This is a genomic window from Ciceribacter lividus (assembly GCF_003337715.1).
Lineage (GTDB): Bacteria > Pseudomonadota > Alphaproteobacteria > Rhizobiales > Rhizobiaceae > Allorhizobium > Allorhizobium lividum.
In genome coordinates this window covers 1-16,824 of sequence record NZ_QPIX01000006.1, presented here as the reverse complement: position 1 = coordinate 16,824, position 16,824 = coordinate 1, and the positions used below count along the sequence as shown (strand labels likewise).

General features: G+C 65.4%; 15 protein-coding genes. 12 read left to right on the top strand and 3 right to left on the bottom strand.

Going from position 1 to position 16,824, the window contains the following annotated elements; genetic code table 11:
* Nucleotides 1–9: 9 nt before the first annotated feature.
* The 9 genes from DFR48_RS11635 to DFR48_RS11595 all read left to right on the top strand — a co-directional run bounded on the left by DFR48_RS11635 (nucleotide 10) and on the right by DFR48_RS11595 (nucleotide 11,318).
* A complete protein-coding gene (locus tag DFR48_RS11635; protein WP_114363325.1) occupies nucleotides 10–1,137 on the top strand; it encodes an ABC transporter substrate-binding protein in 1,128 nt (375 codons plus the stop codon).
* Nucleotides 1,138–1,191: 54 nt separating this feature from the next.
* On the top strand, nucleotides 1,192–2,385 hold the full coding sequence (locus DFR48_RS11630) for an isochorismate synthase (protein ID WP_114363324.1): 1,194 nt from the start codon (nucleotides 1,192–1,194) through the stop codon (nucleotides 2,383–2,385).
* A 1-nt stretch (nucleotide 2,386) separates the two neighbouring features.
* A complete protein-coding gene (locus DFR48_RS11625; RefSeq protein ID WP_114363323.1) occupies nucleotides 2,387–4,015 on the top strand; it encodes a (2,3-dihydroxybenzoyl)adenylate synthase in 1,629 nt (542 codons plus the stop codon).
* 1 nt (nucleotide 4,016) lies between these two features.
* Entirely contained in the window at nucleotides 4,017–4,664 is a 648-nt protein-coding gene (locus DFR48_RS11620) for an isochorismatase family protein (RefSeq protein ID WP_114363322.1), read from the top strand.
* Nucleotides 4,661–4,906: a phosphopantetheine-binding protein gene (locus DFR48_RS11615; protein ID WP_114363321.1), complete on the top strand. Its 246-nt coding sequence runs from the start codon at nucleotides 4,661–4,663 to the stop codon at nucleotides 4,904–4,906. Before DFR48_RS11620 ends, DFR48_RS11615 begins: the two co-directional genes overlap by 4 nt.
* 3 nt (nucleotides 4,907–4,909) lie before the next feature.
* A complete protein-coding gene (locus tag DFR48_RS11610; RefSeq protein ID WP_114363320.1) occupies nucleotides 4,910–8,821 on the top strand; it encodes a non-ribosomal peptide synthetase in 3,912 nt (1,303 codons plus the stop codon).
* A complete protein-coding gene (dhbA, locus tag DFR48_RS11605; RefSeq protein WP_114363319.1) occupies nucleotides 8,812–9,579 on the top strand; it encodes a 2,3-dihydro-2,3-dihydroxybenzoate dehydrogenase in 768 nt (255 codons plus the stop codon). The genes DFR48_RS11610 and dhbA overlap by 10 nt, the downstream gene beginning before the upstream one ends.
* Nucleotides 9,572–10,474, top strand: coding sequence for an alpha/beta hydrolase (locus tag DFR48_RS11600; RefSeq protein WP_170141854.1), 903 nt, complete (start codon nucleotides 9,572–9,574; stop codon nucleotides 10,472–10,474). The genes dhbA and DFR48_RS11600 overlap by 8 nt, the downstream gene beginning before the upstream one ends.
* A gap of 76 nt (nucleotides 10,475–10,550) precedes the next feature.
* Entirely contained in the window at nucleotides 10,551–11,318 is a 768-nt protein-coding gene (locus DFR48_RS11595) for a 4'-phosphopantetheinyl transferase family protein (protein ID WP_114363317.1), read from the top strand.
* 49 nt (nucleotides 11,319–11,367) lie between these two features.
* On the opposite strand, the gene DFR48_RS11590 is transcribed toward DFR48_RS11595, so the two are convergent.
* Both DFR48_RS11590 and DFR48_RS11585 read right to left on the bottom strand, forming a co-directional pair.
* Nucleotides 11,368–12,069 (bottom strand): glutathione S-transferase family protein, encoded by a 702-nt coding sequence (locus tag DFR48_RS11590; protein WP_114363316.1) that lies wholly within the window; start codon nucleotides 12,067–12,069, stop codon nucleotides 11,368–11,370.
* Nucleotides 12,070–12,280: 211 nt separating this feature from the next.
* On the bottom strand, nucleotides 12,281–12,508 hold the full coding sequence (locus tag DFR48_RS11585) for a hypothetical protein (protein WP_114363315.1): 228 nt from the start codon (nucleotides 12,506–12,508) through the stop codon (nucleotides 12,281–12,283).
* Nucleotides 12,509–12,763: 255 nt separating this feature from the next.
* Here DFR48_RS11585 and minC point away from each other — a divergent pair, with 255 nt between their 5' ends.
* The 3 genes from minC to minE are packed head-to-tail and all read left to right on the top strand — an operon-like array spanning nucleotide 12,764 to nucleotide 14,598.
* Nucleotides 12,764–13,495, top strand: coding sequence for a septum site-determining protein MinC (gene minC / locus DFR48_RS11580; RefSeq protein ID WP_114363314.1), 732 nt, complete (start codon nucleotides 12,764–12,766; stop codon nucleotides 13,493–13,495).
* A gap of 30 nt (nucleotides 13,496–13,525) precedes the next feature.
* The gene (gene minD / locus DFR48_RS11575; protein ID WP_112690328.1) at nucleotides 13,526–14,341 is read left to right on the top strand and encodes a septum site-determining protein MinD; all 816 of its coding nucleotides are present in this window, start codon (nucleotides 13,526–13,528) and stop codon (nucleotides 14,339–14,341) included.
* On the top strand, nucleotides 14,338–14,598 hold the full coding sequence (gene minE, locus DFR48_RS11570; protein WP_114363313.1) for a cell division topological specificity factor MinE: 261 nt from the start codon (nucleotides 14,338–14,340) through the stop codon (nucleotides 14,596–14,598). Before minD ends, minE begins: the two co-directional genes overlap by 4 nt.
* Before the next feature lie 56 nt (nucleotides 14,599–14,654).
* Here minE and recQ read toward each other — a convergent pair whose 3' ends face one another.
* A complete protein-coding gene (gene recQ, locus DFR48_RS11565) occupies nucleotides 14,655–16,514 on the bottom strand; it encodes a DNA helicase RecQ (RefSeq protein ID WP_114363553.1) in 1,860 nt (619 codons plus the stop codon).
* Nucleotides 16,515–16,824: the final 310 nt, after the last annotated feature.

Genomic DNA, 16,824 nt, shown 5'->3' with positions numbered 1-16,824 from the left:
GGCGCCGAGATGACCGGACTGAGACATGCTGTCATACGGCTGGGGGCGGTCCACCACCTGGTCGGGATGCTCGCAGCCATGCTCTTCACGCTGCTGTCGGCCTTCGCCGCAGAGGCCGAGATCGTCACGACCGATCTCAAGGGTCGCGAGGTCCATTTGCGGGCGCCCGCCCGCAGGCTGGCTGTCGACGATGCGCGCACCATCATCGCCCTCTCCTTCACGGGGAAGGAGGCTCCGGCGCTTGTCGCGGCCTGGCCGCACGACGTGGCACGGATCGGCGAAGATCTCTACCAGGCCTATCGCGCGCGCTTTCCGCAGATCGACGGGCTGCCGCAGATTGCGAGCAACCAGCAGAACCTCGCGGTGGAGGAAATCGTCGCGGCGAAGCCGGATCTGGTGCTGCTCTCGCTGTACTCACACGTTGCTCCCGAACAGATCGGACAGCTCGAAGCGCTCGGCATTCCCGTCGCCTATGTCGACTTCACACTCGATCCGCTCGCCCATACCGGGGAGAGTATTCGACTGCTCGGCCGGCTGACGGGAAACGAGGCGGCGGCCGATGCCTTTGCCGACTTCCGCGATGGGGAGATCGCCGGGCTGGTGGCGCGCGTAGACGAGGTCGCCGCGGCCGGATCGCCGACCGTCTTCATGGAGACGCATGCCTCGACGACCGAGGCTTGCTGCAATTCTCCGGGAACGGAAAACTTCGGCAGGATACTCGCCCTCCTCAAGGTCCGGAATATCGGCGATATCCTGAAGGGACGCCCGTTCGGGCAGGTGAGCACGGAACACGTGATCTCTTCCGGCCCGGAGGTCTACATCGCGACCGGTGGCCCCTACATGGAGAAACGTAACGGCCTGCTGATCGGCCCTTCCTATGACGCCGAAACGACCGAGGCCTCGCTTGTGCGGCTGCTTTCACGCCCCGGCTTTTCGAGCCTGCCGGCGGTCGCATCCGGCCGCGTCCACGGTATGTCGTCGCAATTGCTGGCGCCCGGCTTCGACCTCCTGGCGATGCAACTGATGGCGACGTGGTATTACCCGCAGGCCTTCACAGATTTCGACGCGGGACAGGCTCTCGAAGAGCTGAATGCCCGCACCGCCGTGCCGCTAGCGGGCACCTACTGGACAAAGTGATCCGCCGGACGCCACCGCGTTCGTCGGCAGAAAACCCAGACATAGGAGTTCACCATGGTCCATCCGTCGACCTTGAATGACGTACTGCCCGAAGATCGGGTCTTCCCGGCGAACCGGCCGTCCTACGTGCTCCGGTCCGGCGACGAGACCCTGCTTGCCTATGGCGTCGCGCGCGAGCTGCCGGGCGGTGCCATCGCCGATCTTGCAGACCGCGTCCGGCGTCATTTCGAAGAACACCCGACCGGTCCCGACATTCTGGTCGGCGCGATCCCCTATGCCCGCGAGGCTCCGGCCTATCTTCTTCGCCCGGAAAAGGCGCTGCGGGTCATGGGCCGCCACGAACTCGCCACACCGGCCGGCCGCCTCGCGCCCCAAGGTTTCGGCACGCAGGTGACGGCGGAGCCGCCGACAGACGTCTTCTCGGCCGCCGTCGCTCGCGGGCTCGCGCGGCTCCGTGAGGAACCGGACAGCCTGCGCAAAATCGTCCTGTCTCGCAGCCTCAGGATCACCGTCGGCAGCGACATCTCCATACCGGCCCTCATAGCGAGGCTCGCGGTCGATGATGCCGTCGTGACGTTTGCCACGCCGTTGTCGCCACGGGAGGCAAATCTGCGCTTCCTTGTGGGCGCGACGCCCGAACTTCTGGTGGAGCGAAGGGGTTCGCGCGTCTTTTCCCATCCGCTCGCGGGCTCGGCACGACGGAGCCCGGATGCCGCGCGCGACCGCGAAGCGGCCGAGGCGTTGCTGAGCTCCGAAAAGGATCGGCGCGAGCATGCGCTGGTGGTCGAGCAGATCATGGACGTGCTTTCTCCACTCTGCACGGAGCTTCAAGCTCCGGACGGCGTGACGCTCAAGGCCACCCGCAGCATGTGGCATCTCGGCACGCGGATCAAAGGAACGCTGAAGGATATCGGAACGTCGAGTGTCGATCTGGTGGCGCTCCTGCACCCGACGCCGGCGGTCTGCGGCATGCCGCGCATAGAGGCCGATGCGGTCATCCGTGATCTCGAAGGTTACGACCGCGGCTTCTATGCCGGCGCGGTCGGCTGGTGTGATTCCTCCGGCGACGGCCGCTGGTATGTTTCGATCCGCTGCGCCGAGATCGAGGGCCGGCACGCCCGCCTCTATGCCGGCGCGGGGATCGTCCCCGGCTCGACACCGGAAGGGGAGCTTGCCGAGACCGCCCACAAGTTTTCCGCCATGCTCGAAGCGTTCGGCCTTTCCGCCGCGCAGATCGGAGAGGCCTGAGATGCAACCGCTTCGACAGACCTGGCCCCAACATCTTGCCGAACGCTACCGGGAAAAAGGCTACTGGCGCGGCGAAACCATGTTCGGCGTGTTGCGCAGGACGGCTGCTGCCTATCCGGACAACCTCGCGGTCGTCGGCACCGACGGACGCTGGACCTACCGCGAACTGCATGAGCGAGCCGAACGGATCGCCCGCGGGCTGCTCTCCGCGGGCCTCACGCCCGGCGACCGCGTGGTGGTGCAGCTGCCGAACTGCACGGCCTTTCTTTCCGTCGTCTTCGGCCTCTTCCGCGCCGGCTTGATCCCGGTATTTTCGCTGCCGGCGCATCGGGAGACGGAGATCGCCCACTTCCTCCACCGGGCCGAAGCGGTCGGCTACATCGTCGCAGACCGTCATGGCGGCTTCGACTACCGTGCGCTCGCCCGCAAGGTGAAGCAGGAGGTGCCGGCGCTGCGCCATGTCATCGTGGTCGGGGAGGCGGAGGAATTCCCGAGCCTCGATGACCTCCCGGCCGGCGACGCGCCACTTCCGGCGGACCCCGCGCCCGAAAGCGTAGCGTTCCTGCAGATCTCCGGCGGAAGCACCGGGCTCTCCAAGCTCATTCCGCGCACGCACGACGACTATGTCTACAGTTTCCGGGCGAGCGCGGAAATCTGCGGAATGACGCCCGACACCGTCTTCATGGGCAGCCTGCCGGTGGCCCACAACTTCCCTATGAGCTCTCCGGGGATCTTCGGCGCGGTATATGTCGGCGCCCGTGTCGTCATGTGCCCGTCGCCGAGCCCCGAGACGGCGTTTCACTGGATCGAGCAGGAGCGGGTGACGATGACCGGACTGGTGCCGCCGCTCGCACTCCTTTGGATGCAGGCGGCGGGGCGGTCGACGTTCGACATCTCGAGTCTCGAAGTCCTGCAGGTCGGCGGCGCAAAATTCGCGCCCGAGGCGGCGCGGCGGGTGTCCTCGACGCTCGGATGCAAGCTGCAGCAGGTCTTCGGCATGGCCGAGGGTCTCGTCAACTACACGCGGCTCGACGATCCGGAGGACCTGGTGACGGAAACCCAGGGGCGGCCGATCAGCCCCGACGACGAGATCCTGATCGTCGACGACATGGGGCAACCGGTGCCGGCGGGGGAGCGGGGTCTCCTCCTCACCCGCGGACCCTATACGATCCGCGCCTACCACAATGACCCTGCCGCCAATCAGCGGGCTTTCACCGCCGACGGCTACTATAGGACCGGCGACATCGTGCGCATGACGCCCGAGGGATATCTTGTCGTCGAGGGCCGCGCCGGCGACCACATCAACCGCGCCGGCGAGAAGATCTCCGCCGAGGAGATCGAGGATCATCTGCTCGCTCATCCGGGGGTGTTCGACGCTGCGATGGTGGCGATTCCCGACCCCTATCTCGGTGAGCGTAGCTGCGCCTTCGTCATTCCGGACGGCCCGAGGCCGGGCATCGCCGACCTTAAGGCCTTCATCCGTGGCCGCGGGCTCGCGGAGTTCAAGGTGCCCGACCAGATCGTCTTCGCCGAGAGCTTCGAGACCACGGCGGTCGGAAAGGTGAGCCGCAAGGTGCTGCGCCAGCGGCTGCGGGATGCGCTCATGAGCCGTGAAAAGGAGGAGGTATAAGATGGGACTGCCGAGAATTGCCGCTTACGACTTGCCACGCGCCGACGAGCTTCCGACCGCGCGCGCACCGTGGCGGCTCGAGCCGAAGCGTGCCGCGCTACTGATCCACGACATGCAGAACTACTTCATCGGCGCCTTTGCGGCCGATGCTGCACCGATCGCGCCGGTGGTCGAAAACATCCGGAGCCTCGCCAGCGCCTGCCGTGCCAAAGGCATTCCGGTCTTCTACACGGCGCAGAACGGCAATCAGGACCGGCGTGACCGAGGGCTTCAGGCCGATCTCTGGGGACCCGGCATGACGAGCGCGCCGGAGCACCAGCACATCGACGCGCGCCTCGCCCCCGAGGTAGGGGACGTGGTTCTGGTCAAGCACCGCTACAGCGCCTTCCAGCACAGCAATCTTGCCCATCTGATGCGCGTCCGGGGCAGGGACCAGTTGCTCGTCTGCGGTGTCTACGCCCATATCGGCTGCACGCTGACCGCTGCCGATGCTTTCCAGCAGGACATAGAGCCCTTCCTCGTCGCCGACTGCCTCGCGGATTTCTCCCGCGAGAAGCACGACATGGCGCTCGCCTATGCCGCGAGCACCTTCGCTGTACCGCTCGGGCTCACCCGCGCGCTTCAAGAGATCGGGGGGCATAAGCCATGACGGATTTCACGATGGAGACGCTTCGCCGGGACATCGCCCGGATGATCCATGCCGATCCTTCCGAGATCGGAGCCGATGACAATCTCATGGACCTCGGGCTCGACTCCATGAGGGCGATGGCGCTCGTGCTCTCCTGGGAACAGCAGGGCCTCAAGCTCGACTTCTCCGAACTTGCGGCCGACGTCACGCTTGCCGGCTGGTGGGCCGTCGTCGCGCGGCAGCAGGACATGGAAAGGACCTGACCCATGGCATCCTTGGCTGGCACCGTGCGTTCCGACAGCTCCGACCTCCTGGAGGTCCACCCGCTCGGAGAGGCTCAGCGCGGACTGTGGTTCGCCCAGGCGCTCGACCCGGATAACCCGGTCTTCAACACCGGCCAGGTGATGGAGATCTGCGGCGCGCTCGATGTCGAGCGGTTCGCCCGTGCTGTCGCCAAGCTCCATAAGGAAGCCGACAGCCTGTCTCTTCGCATCCTCGACGACAACCGGCAGGTCCTCGCCCCCTGCAAGGAGCCGTCGCTTTCGATCGTCGACCTGTCGCAAGAGGCCGATCCCGCCGCCGTCGCCCGCAGCGACATTCGGCGCGACATGGAAACGCCGCTTGATCTCGCCCGCTGCAACCCGGCTCTCTTCCGGCTCTACCGGCTTAGCAAGAACCGCTTCTGGTGGTATGTGCGGCTTCACCACGTCATCGCCGACGGCTTTGCGACCCACCTCATTCTGTCGCGGACGGCAGAGCTTTATAACCGCGGCGCGGCGGACACAGGGCCGGCGCTTTCTCCCCTCGAGATCGCGCTCGAACAGGACCGGCTTTACGGGGGGTCGCCGCAATATGCCGAGGACCGTGCCTTCTGGGTCGACGCCCTGAAGGACATGCCGGAGGTGGCCGGCATCAAGCAGGGGCCGGCCCTGACCGCCCGCAGCTATCATCATGAGGTCCAGGCTGTTCCGGTGGCGCTGACCGAACGGCTTCGCGAACTTTCGATGGCGCTAAGACTGGGTTGGAGCGACATCGTGACGGCTCTCGTCGCGGCCTACTACGCGCGCTTCGTCGGGCAGCAGGACGTGACGGTCGGCGTCGCTTTCATGGGGCGTTTCGGTTCGCCCGCCGCGCGCGTGCCGCTCATGCTGATGAACATCCTGCCGGTGCGCCTGAGGATCGACGAGGACCAGCGCCTCGGCGACTGGCTCGCCGCGGCAGCCGCGACGCTCGCGGTGGCGCGTCGCCACGGACGCTATCGCCATGAGCATATCCGCCGCGATCTCGGCCTCGGCGGTGGCCAGCGGCGGCTGTTCGGGCCGCTGGTCAACGTGCTGCCCTACGAGGGGGATCTGAGACTCGAGGGTGCCACGGTCACCACGGAGCGGCTCGGAACCGGCCCGGTCGACGACATTACCTTCTCCTTCCGCGGTGACCCGATGCGGACGAACCTGACGGTCGAGATCGACGCCAATCCGGGCCTCTACGGCATGGCGGAGGTCCGTGCGCACGCGGAGCGCCTCCTGCACTTCCTCGACCGGTCGGTCGCGTCCGCGCTCGCCGACGGCACGCTCGCGGATGTCCCGACGGTGACGGATACAGAGGCCGCATGGCTGATCGGAACACTGAACGACACCGGCCATGTGGTGGAGCCTGTGACGCTCGTGGAGGTGATCGACAAAGCCTTTGCCGACCACGCCGGGCGGGTGGCCGTTAGGTTCGGCGATGAGACCCTGAGCTATGCCGAGCTGGACCGCCGCTCGGCGGCGCTCGCCCGGCAACTGATCGCGGCCGGCGCCGGTCGCGACCGTCGGATAGCCGTTGCGTTGCCGCGCTCGACGGAGCTTCTGATCGGACTTGTCGCCATCTTGCGGAGCGGTGCCGCCTACATGCCCGTCGATCTCTCCCATCCGGCCGAGCGGATCGAACGCATGCTTGCCCGCGGCACGCCGGTTCTGGCACTCGCGCCCGACGGCGTGCTGATCGGGGACCTGCCGGTGCTTGCCCCTTCCGCCTGGGAAACCGAAACATCCGCTGGCGCGCTTCCGACCGTCGCTCCCGGCGATGCAGCCTATGTGATCTTCACCTCTGGCTCGACCGGCGAGCCGAAGGGGGTGCTCGTCGAACACCGCGCGATCGTCAACCGGCTGGAATGGATGAAGAGCCATTACGGCTTTTCGGCTGACGACGTCATCCTGCAGAAGACCCCGATGACCTTCGACGTCTCGGTCTGGGAACTCTTTCTCTCCTTCTTTGCGGGAGGGACCCTGGTGATGGCGTCGCCCGAGGCGCACAAGGATCCCGAGTGGCTCGCGCGCCTCATCCGGGAGAATGGCGTGACGACCGCGCACTTCGTTCCGTCGATGCTCTCGGCCTTCGTGTCGGAGCCGAAGGCGCGTGGCCTTTCGCTGCGGCGCGTCTTCGCAAGCGGCGAGGAACTGACAGCCGATCTGCGGGACCGCTTCCATCGCGAGATCTCCGCCGAACTGCACAATCTCTACGGCCCGACCGAGGCCGCGGTCGACGTCAGCTGCTGGGCGGCGTCTCCCGACGATGGTTCCAATCTCGTTCCGATCGGCTTGCCCGTCTGGAACACTCGTCTTTACGTCCTCGACGGACGCCTGAGGCCGGTGCCGCCGGGGGTGGCAGGACGGCTCTATATCGCCGGCGTGCAGCTTGCCCGCGAATATGTCGGGCGGCCCGATCTCACCGCCGAGCGCTTTGTGGCGGACCCTTTCCACAAGGGCGAGCGGATGTACGACACGGGCGATCTTGCGCGGTTGCGGTCGGACGGCGCGATCGACTATCTCGGCAGGCTGGACAACCAGATCAAGCTGCGCGGTCTCAGGATCGAACTCGGCGAGATCGAGGCTGCCATTCTCTCGTATCCGCACGTCACCCAGTCCGTCGTGATCCTGCACCAGGCGGGACCGGAGAAACGGATCGTTGGCTATTACGTTGCCTCGCCCGCAGTTGAAGAGCCGGCGCTGCGGCGGCACCTTGAGCGCCATCTGCCTGACTACATGGTCCCGTCGCTGCTCGTCTGCCTTCCAGCCATGCCGCTGTCTTCCAACGGCAAGCTCGACCGCAATGCCCTGCCGGCACCCCGGTTTTCGGCCGGGCGGGGCGAGCCTCCGCTGCCCGGCACCGAGCAGATCCTCGCCGATCTCTTCGCCGACCTTCTCGATTTGAGTGAGCCGGTCGGGCGCAATGACGACTTCTTCGCGCTCGGCGGCCACTCCTTGCTGGCGGTGCGCCTCGTGCAACAGCTCGGCCGCGTTTTCGGACGCGATATCGGGCTCGGTGCCTTGTTCCGCTACCCGACGGTGAAGCGGCTTGCCGCGCATCTCGACGGCGAGGCGAGGGTGGACGACAACGGATTGCAGCCGGTGATCAGGCTCAATGCCACCGACAATGATGCGCCGCCGCTCTTCATGATCCACCCGGCCGGGGGCATTGGCTGGTGCTATGGTGGTTATGCGCGCGCTCTCGCCGGCGAACGTGCGGTCTGGGGCATCCAGGCCGAGGCGCTCGATCCCGGTCGTCCCGAGCCGGAAAGCCTGCAGGCCATGGCGCTCGCCTATACCCGACGCATAGGGGAGGTGGCTGGCGCTCGACCGGTGCATCTTTGCGGCTGGTCGGTCGGAGGTATCATCGCGCATGCGGTTGCAAACGCGCTCGTCCGGTCGGGCCGGCCCGTTGGATGCCTCGCCATGCTCGATTCCTATCCGGCCGACTGCTGGCGGAACGAGCCGGACCCCGGCCCGGACGCTGGGCTGAAGGCGCTTCTCGCCATCGCAGGCCATGATCCAGACCGGCTCCTCGACCTGCCTATGACACGGGATGCGGTCAGGGATTTCCTCCGTCGCAAGGAAAGCCCGCTCGCGGCGCTGCCCGAGACTGCCTTTGAGGGCATCATGCGCGTCGTGTGCGGCAACAACCGACTGGTGCGCGAGCATGTTCACGAGCGCTATCCGGGCACAATTCTGCATGTGGCCGCGGCGCCTTCCGGGAAGGGACGGCTTTCGCCTGCGGACTGGAGACCCCATGCGGAAGCGGTGAAAGAGCAACGTGTGCCGTTCATCCATGCAGAGCTGACTTCGCCGCCGGCGGTGGAGGCGATCGCACCGCTTCTCGCGGCAGAAATGGCGGCGTCGGAGGATCGGGGATGCAACTGACGGGACTGGCAGGAAAGGCGGCCTTCGTGACGGGGGCGGCAGGGGGCATCGGCCGCGCTGTGGTCGACGGCTTGGTGGCTTCGGGCGTACGGGTCTTCGCGACGGACAGGCAGGCCGACCCCACCTGGAGCGCTGCAGAAGGCCCGGTGTGGGGTACAGCGCTCGATATCAGCGACGAGGTAGCAGTGCAGCGTGTGATTGCCGAGGCAGATGCGGAGATGGGCGGCTTCGACTTCGGGGTGAACGTCGCCGGCATCCTGGATACGACGCCCGTGGCCGAGCTTTCAGGTGACGTCTGGCGCCGCGTTTTCGACGTCAATTGCCACGGCACCTTCTTCGTCTGCCGGGCGCTCGCCGCCCGCATGGCCGAACGCGGACAGGGCGCCATCGTCGTCGTCGGCTCGAATGCGGCCGGCATTCCGCGGAAAAACATGGCGGCCTATGCAGCCTCGAAGGCGGCGGCGGCGATGTTCGTGCGCTGTCTCGGTCTGGAGGTAGCCGGGCACGGCGTTCGCTGCAACATCGTTGCGCCCGGTTCGACCCTGACGCCGATGCAGACCGGCATGTGGGCGACACCGGCCGCCGAAGCGCAGGTCATCGAGGGTGATCTTGCGAGCTACCGAACAGGCATTCCGCTGAAGAAACTCGCCATGCCGGAGGATGTTGCAAACGCGGTGCTGTTTCTTCTCTCCGATCAGGCGGGACACATCACCATGGCCGACATTTACGTGGACGGAGGCGCGACCCTGCGTGGCTGACAACAAGACAAGGCGTTTTCATGCGTTCGATCGTGCCCGGCCGCCCGGCAGCAGCCTGATGGTTCCGGATTGCGAGCGCTTCCCGCTGCCCGGCGCCGGCGGTCGAAGGCACGAGATCTTCGTCCATGTGCCGGCGGTGGAGGTTCCGCCTGGCGGCTTTCCCGTCCTCTACCTGCTGGATGCGAATGCCGATTTCCTGCTCGTCGTGGAGACACTGCGGCGCCTCTCACGTCGACCGAAGGCGAGCGGCATCCATCCGATGGTGGTGGTCGGCATCGGCTATTCCGAGGGTGGCGACTATGATCTCGACCGTCGATACGAGGACTTCACTCGCGGCCCTCCCGAAATCGACGATGCCGGATGGCAGGCGAGTGTCTGCTACGGCGGTCAGGCGGCCTTCATCGATTTCGTCGAAAACCGGCTGAAGCCCTTCATCCGGTCGACCTTTCCCGTCCGAGAGGATCAGTCTGCACTGCTTGGCCATTCGCTCGCGGGATACCTTGTGCTCGACTGGCTCTGTCAGCGGCCTCAGTCGTTCCAGGCATTCCTGGCGGTCAGTCCCTCCATCTGGTGGGGACGCGAGGCGCTGCTCGGCCAGCTCGCCGAGCGAAAAGCGGCCTTCGACGCCCCCCGTCGCGCCTACCTGACGGTCGGCCAGTGGGAGGAGGAACCGGCCCCGTGGCAGGTCGATCTCGCGGCAAACGCCTCCTACGTGTCGCTCCGCCGTCGCCGGGCCATGATCGGCAATGTTCAGACATTTTCTGAACAGCTCGCGAAAACCTATGGCGATGGAGTGACGGTGCGCTGCGATATCGAGGAGGGTGGCGAGCATTCGAGCTCGCTCGTCACCTGCCTGCCGCGCGCTCTGCGCTTTGCCTTCTTCGAAGGCGACTGAGGGGCGATCGCGAAGCGATGGCCGCGCCAATATCGGCCAAGGGAAAGGACGGACAGGTGGTTTGCGGAGCGCGAGAATGGGTGCCGAGGGAGATATTCTTGCACCAGCCCTCGCCGTGGCTCCTCTCGCTCCCGAAAGCGTGCGGCTCCTGTGGCTGCGGACCACTGATTTGCCGGACCGGTATCTGGAGCGCTGGTTTGCTCTCCTCAACCTCTCCGAACAGGCCCGGGCAACGCGCTTTCGTCATCGCGCGGACAGGGCCGCTTACGTCGCCGCCCACGCGCTGCTCCGCCATATGCTGAGCGAAGCCCTCGGCGGCGACCCGAGGGCGTGGACATTCGAGACCGGCCTCTCCGGCAAGCCGGAGCTTGCCGCCAGCACCCGATCACGGCTCCACTTCAACATTTCGCACACCCGTGGTCTGGTCGCCTGCGTGATCGCGGGTGTCCCGGTCGGTGTCGATGTCGAGGCGAGTGACGGCAACGTCCCGTCGGCAGTGGCCGAACGCTTCGCGCCGGGCGAACGTGCGATGCTTGCGAAGGCTGCGGGCGCCGAATACCGCTCGATATTCTTCCGGCTCTGGACGCTGAAGGAAGCCTATCTCAAGGCGACCGGCGAGGGATTGTCGGGAAGGCTGGACTCGCCCGCCTTCCAACTCGACCCGCTGCGCGTGACGCTCTGGCCGTCGGAAAACGGTTCTGCTGAGCCGAGCAATCCCGACGCCTGGCGGTTCTTCGAGTTCCTGCCTTGCGACGGATATCGGCTTGCCCTTGCGGTGCGGCGCCCGGATCAGTCACCGCTTGACGTCATCGCCGGCGCAACCGATCCCGCCGACCTCGGCTGAAGCGGCGGGAACGCGTCATGCGCAAGCGCGACCTCGCTTCTGCGCAGCCTCAGGCCGGGACTGTCAGCCCCTTCTGGCTTGCGGGTTTCGCCATGCAGCGCTCGAACCATGCCATGACCGCGGGGAAGCGCTCGTATTCCAGCACCTCGCGTCCGCCATAGTAGAAATCGGCGCACCAGATCCATGGGAACGTGGTGATGTCGGCGATCGTGTAATCGTCGCCCATCAGATATTGCCGATCCTTGAGGCGACCCTCCAGAACGCCGAGCAGCCGCTTGCCCTCGTCGCGGTAGCGTTCGACCGGATAGGAGTTGTTCGCAACCTTGTCGGCGGCGAATTTGTGGAAATGTCCGAACTGCCCGAACATCGGGCCGACGCCCCCCATCTGGAACATGATCCAGCAGAGCATCTCGTAGCGCTCGCGCGCCGTCGCCGGCATGAGCCGGCCCGTCTTCTCGGCGAGATAGATGAGGATGGCGCCCGATTCGAAGAGACCGATCGGCTTTCCGTCCGGCCCGTCGGGATCGATGATCGCCGGGATGCGCCCGTTCGGGTTCAGCGACGTAAATTCCGGGCTCTTCTGGTCGTTCGTGGCGAAGCTCACCTTGTGCGCCTCGTATGGGAGGCCGAGCTCTTCGAGGGCGATCGAGATCTTGACGCCGTTCGGGGTCGGCAGCGAGTAGAGCTGGATGACGTCCGGATTGGCCGGCGGCCATTTCCGCGTGATGGGGAAGCTGGAAAGATCTGCCATGGGATGCGCCTCTTTTCTTCGAACCCCGGGTGCCCGGCGGTTCAATATGCCGCTCCCGTCTAGCAGACAGATGCCCCCGGACGATAGGGCAACTGAGCCACAACGCAGGGAGAACTTCTCCTCCCGCGAACGGGCTATCATTCCCTGTTATGGAGCAATCGAAGCGTCCTGGCGGGCGACTGCGGGCCGTCGTTCGCCGGACTATTGTCGGTCAGGCGTATCCGGCGCCCTCGGGCCTGACGGTCCGGCCCTGGCCATAGTCGCGGAGGAAGGCGGCACGGGCGGTCTCGCCGCGGCGGTCTTTCGGGTCGAACGACTGCAGGGGCAGGGCGCCGTCGGCATAGGTGCCGGTGTCCGGGGTGCAGATCTCGGGAGCAGTGGTCCAGGCGTCGGGCGTTTCCGCCAAGTGTTCGCGGATAGCCTTCAGAATCGCAAGCATGATCGATCCTCCCGTATTTTCTCGCCGGTAACGGCGAAGCAGTGATTCCGGTTTCATCGTAGGCAGCGAAATATTGACCGATCGTTAACCATGATTGGGGGCAGAACGTGGCGACGGCGCGACGCGTTATTGGGGCGCGCCTCGCGCGGCCGGCGGGGCTGCCTCAGCCGTATCCGGTATCGATCGTCAGCGGCTGCGGTTAACGCTTTGTTAACCATGCCGGAGGTAGGCAAGGATAACCAATCATTAACGCAGATGACCAAAGTGCTAACAGACGCCCGCTCGATCCGCATCAAGGGCCGCTCCTTTCTGGCGGTCGTGCTCTCGCCCGATCTGCCGCTCGACGACTGGCTGAAAAGGCTCGACGATCTCGCCGCGCGCTCGGCGGGCTTCTTTCTCGGGCGACCGGTCGTGCTGGACGTCACCGAGCTTGCCATCAATCGTGCCGAGCTGAAGGAGCTCACTGCCGAGCTCGCGCAACGGAATGTCAGCATCATGGGTATCGAGGGCGGGCGTCCTTCGCTCGTCGAGGCCGGAATGCCGCCGATCCTGAAGGGTGGCCGGCCGGCCTCCGATTTCGAGGTGACGGTCAGCGACACGGCGACGGAGAAGCGCGAAGAGAACCGGACGCCGGAGCCTGCCGCGACCCGCCAGGCGCTGCAGTCGCTCATCATTCGCGAGCCGGTGCGCTCGGGGCAATCGGTGATCTTCGCCGAGGGCGACGTGACGGTCATCGGTTCGGTCGCTTCCGGCGCCGAAGTGATCGCCGGAGGTTCGATCCACATCTACGGCGCCTTGCGCGGACGAGCGCTCGCGGGTTCCGTCGGCAACGCGTCCGCCCGGATCTTCTGCCGCAAGCTCGAAGCAGAGCTGGTGGCGATCGACGGCGTCTACAAGATGGCGGAAGACATGCCGGCCAGCCTGCGCGGACAGCCCGCCCAGTGGTGGCTGGAAGGCGACACGATCATGGCAGAGAAACTCAGCTGAGCCGTAACCGGCCGAAAACAGGAGAGCAAGATGGGGAAGGTAGTCGTCGTCACATCAGGCAAGGGCGGGGTCGGCAAGACCACCTCGACGGCCGCACTGGGCGCTGCGCTCGCACAGCGCAACGAAAAGGTCGTCGTCGTCGATTTCGACGTCGGCCTTCGCAATCTGGATCTCGTCATGGGCGCCGAACGCCGCGTCGTCTACGACCTGATCAACGTCATCCAGGGCGACGCCAAGCTGCCGCAGGCGCTGATCCGCGACAAGCGGCTGGAGACGCTTTACCTGTTGCCCGCCTCCCAGACCCGCGACAAGGACAACCTGACGGCCGAAGGCGTGGAACAGGTCATCGGTGAACTGAAGCGCTATTTCGACTGGGTGATTTGCGACAGCCCGGCCGGCATCGAGCGCGGTGCGACACTTGCCATGCGCCACGCCGACATGGCGGTCGTCGTCACCAATCCGGAAGTCTCCTCCGTGCGCGATTCCGACCGCATCATCGGCCTTCTCGACGCCAAGACGGCCAAGGCCGAACGCGGCGAGCGGATCGAAAAGCACCTCCTGCTCACCCGCTATGACGGCGCGCGCGCCCAGCGCGGCGACATGCTGAAGGTGGACGATGTGCTGGAAATCCTCTCGATCCCGCTGCTCGGCATCATCCCCGAGAGCATGGACGTGCTGCGGGCTTCCAACATCGGCGCGCCGGTCACGTTGGCCGACACCCGCAGCGGTGCGGCGCAGGCCTATTTCGCTGCGGCCCGCCGGCTTGCCGGCGAGGTTCTGCCGGTCGAAATTCCAGGCGAAAAGCGCGGCATCCTCGGCAAGATCTTCGCACGGAGGGCTGCATGAGCATCTTCAGTCTGTTCCGCAAACAGAAGTCGGCGCCGATGGCGCGCGAGCGGCTGCAGGTGCTGCTCGCCCATGAACGCGCCTCGATGGGATCGGATCTGGTCGCCGTTCTCCGCGAGGAAATCCTCGCCGTGATCGCCAGGCACGTGCAGGTCGATGGCGACAAGGTGCAGGTCAAGATGGACCGTGACGAGCACGTTTCCATTCTCGAAATCGAGGTGGAAATCCCGCGCGACGCGGCGCGGTTGGCGGCGTAACCAGAATGACGACGGGGGCGGGCCGGTCGGCCCGCCGGCCCGTGCCGCCCTCCGTATTAGCCGCCCGCGATGATGGCCATGAACTTCTCGCCGTAGCGAGCGAACTTTGTCGCTCCGACACCCGAGATCGAGAGCATCTCTTGCTCCGTCTTCGGACGAGCGGTCGCGAAGGAAATAAGCGTCGTATCCGGAAAGACGACATAAGGAGCGACACCCAGGGACTTGGAGATCGCCAGCCGCTCGGCGCGCAACGCCTGGAAAAGCGTCTCGTCCTCGTCAGTCAATCTGGCTCTCGTTGCCGTAACGACGGGTTTCCCTCGTTCCCTTTTGCGGACGGTGTCAACGGCGTCCCGGCGAAGGATCACCGCCACTTCCTTCTTGAAAACACGATGAGCAGCCGGCTCCAGCTTCAGTGCGCCATATTCGTCGTGAGCAACCCGGATGTAGCCGAGCGCGAGGAGTTGTCTGAAAATCGATTGCCAGGCGTGGGCAGGAAGCTCTTTGCCAACGCCGAAGACGGCCAGCTGGTCATGCGCGAACTTCCTTGTCCGTTCCGTGTCCTTTCCAAGAAGGACGTCGATCACGTGTGCGGTCCCGAAGCGTTCTCCTGTGCGATAGACGGCGGCCAACGCCTTGATTGACGATTCGCTGCCATCCCAGGTCTCGACGGGATTGTTACATGTGTCGCAGTTGCCGCACCGGTCAGGCGCCGCTTCACCAAAATGGGAAAGGATCGCCTTCCGGCGGCACCCGGCGGTCTCGCAGATTCCGAGGAGCGCGCTCAGTTTCGCCCGTTCGATGCGCTTTATCTCGTCTGTCGCGTCGCCCTCGTCGATCATCCGCTGACGTTGGACGATGTCCTGCATCCCATAGATCATGAAGGCTTCCGAGGGGAGGCCATCACGACCAGCACGTCCGGTTTCCTGGTAATAGCCTTCGACGGAAGAGGGCAGGTCCAGGTGGGCGACGTACCTGACGTTCGGCTTGTTGATGCCCATCCCGAATGCGACGGTTGCGACCAGGCAAAGGTCTTCCTCCATCCGGAACGCGTCCTGGTTCTCCGCCTTGACGGCCGGGTCCATGCCCGCATGGTACGGCCTCGCCTTGATGCCATGGTCATTGAGCCAGGCGGCGGTTTCCTCGACCTTGCGCCGCGAAAGGCAATAGACGATGCCGCTGGAGCCTTCGTGGCGCTGCAGGAAACGAACGAGTTGCGACCTGGCGTTGTCCCGCTCTGCAATGTGGTAGCTAATGTTGGGCCGGTCGAAGCTGTCTCCGAAGACGGCGGCGTCGTCGAGCTGGAGCTGGCGGATGATATCGTCACGCGTGTGGGGGTCGGCCGTGGCCGTGAGGGCAATGCGCGGAACACCGGGATAAAGTTCCTTCAGTTTCCCGAGCCCGAGATAGTCCTTGCGGAAGTTATGGCCCCAGCTGCTGACGCAGTGGCATTCGTCGATCGCAATCAGCGAGATCGGTACGTCTCCGAAGAGGCCGGCGAAGCCGGGAAGGACCACACGCTCGGGGGTGACGTAGATCAGCTTGATCTGCCCGGCGCGGAGCCTCGCCCTGACGGCGCGCGATTCCTCTTCGGACTGCTGGGACCAGAGGCACTCGGCTGCGATCCCAAGTGCCTTCAGTTCTTCGACCTGATCCCTCATCAGCGCCACCAGCGGAGAGATGACGACGGTGACGCCGGGCAGGCAAACGCCGGGAAGCTGGAAACAGAGCGACTTGCCCTTGCCGGTCGGGAAGAGCACGAGTGCGTCCTTCCCTGCCATGACATGGCGGATGACATCTGCCTGCTTTCCACGAAACGCCGGATAGCCCCAGACCCGGCGAAGGACGTCGACAGGATTCTCAGCCGAAACGGCGTCGAAAAGGGTCGTCGTGGCTGAACGTTGGTTCGATGCGTGCATGGCGTGTCGCTTGTCCATCCGGCTTGTTGTCGCCCTTTGGATGCCCCAGGCTCAATTGCGAGGTTGTGGCTGGACGGAACCCGTTGCGGGACGTCTATCACGATTCGCGCTGATGCCGCAGTGACCGGGCGGGTCGGCGGGGGGCGGCCTGGGTCGTGTCCGCGCTGATGGTGTAGGAGGCCGCGCGCGGAGCGGTCGGCATAGCGCAGCGCGCAGCCGACAGTGACGCTGGCGGTCATCGCCGATCTTGGAGAAGGTTCGGGTTGCAACACCTGAAACCTGAAACGGAGACGACGATGACCGATGAGAG

Coding starts and splice junctions, on each gene's coding strand:
- DFR48_RS11635 (WP_114363325.1), top strand. CDS start 10: ATGACCGGACTGAGACATGCTGTCATACGGCTGGGGGCGGTCCACCAC.
- DFR48_RS11630 (WP_114363324.1), top strand. CDS start 1,192: ATGGTCCATCCGTCGACCTTGAATGACGTACTGCCCGAAGATCGGGTC.
- DFR48_RS11625 (WP_114363323.1), top strand. CDS start 2,387: ATGCAACCGCTTCGACAGACCTGGCCCCAACATCTTGCCGAACGCTAC.
- DFR48_RS11620 (WP_114363322.1), top strand. CDS start 4,017: ATGGGACTGCCGAGAATTGCCGCTTACGACTTGCCACGCGCCGACGAG.
- DFR48_RS11615 (WP_114363321.1), top strand. CDS start 4,661: ATGACGGATTTCACGATGGAGACGCTTCGCCGGGACATCGCCCGGATG.
- DFR48_RS11610 (WP_114363320.1), top strand. CDS start 4,910: ATGGCATCCTTGGCTGGCACCGTGCGTTCCGACAGCTCCGACCTCCTG.
- dhbA (WP_114363319.1), top strand. CDS start 8,812: ATGCAACTGACGGGACTGGCAGGAAAGGCGGCCTTCGTGACGGGGGCG.
- DFR48_RS11595 (WP_114363317.1), top strand. CDS start 10,551: ATGGGTGCCGAGGGAGATATTCTTGCACCAGCCCTCGCCGTGGCTCCT.
- DFR48_RS11590 (WP_114363316.1), bottom strand. CDS start 12,069: ATGGCAGATCTTTCCAGCTTCCCCATCACGCGGAAATGGCCGCCGGCC.
- DFR48_RS11585 (WP_114363315.1), bottom strand. CDS start 12,508: ATGCTTGCGATTCTGAAGGCTATCCGCGAACACTTGGCGGAAACGCCC.
- minC (WP_114363314.1), top strand. CDS start 12,764: ATGACCAAAGTGCTAACAGACGCCCGCTCGATCCGCATCAAGGGCCGC.
- minD (WP_112690328.1), top strand. CDS start 13,526: ATGGGGAAGGTAGTCGTCGTCACATCAGGCAAGGGCGGGGTCGGCAAG.
- minE (WP_114363313.1), top strand. CDS start 14,338: ATGAGCATCTTCAGTCTGTTCCGCAAACAGAAGTCGGCGCCGATGGCG.
- recQ (WP_114363553.1), bottom strand. CDS start 16,514: ATGCACGCATCGAACCAACGTTCAGCCACGACGACCCTTTTCGACGCC.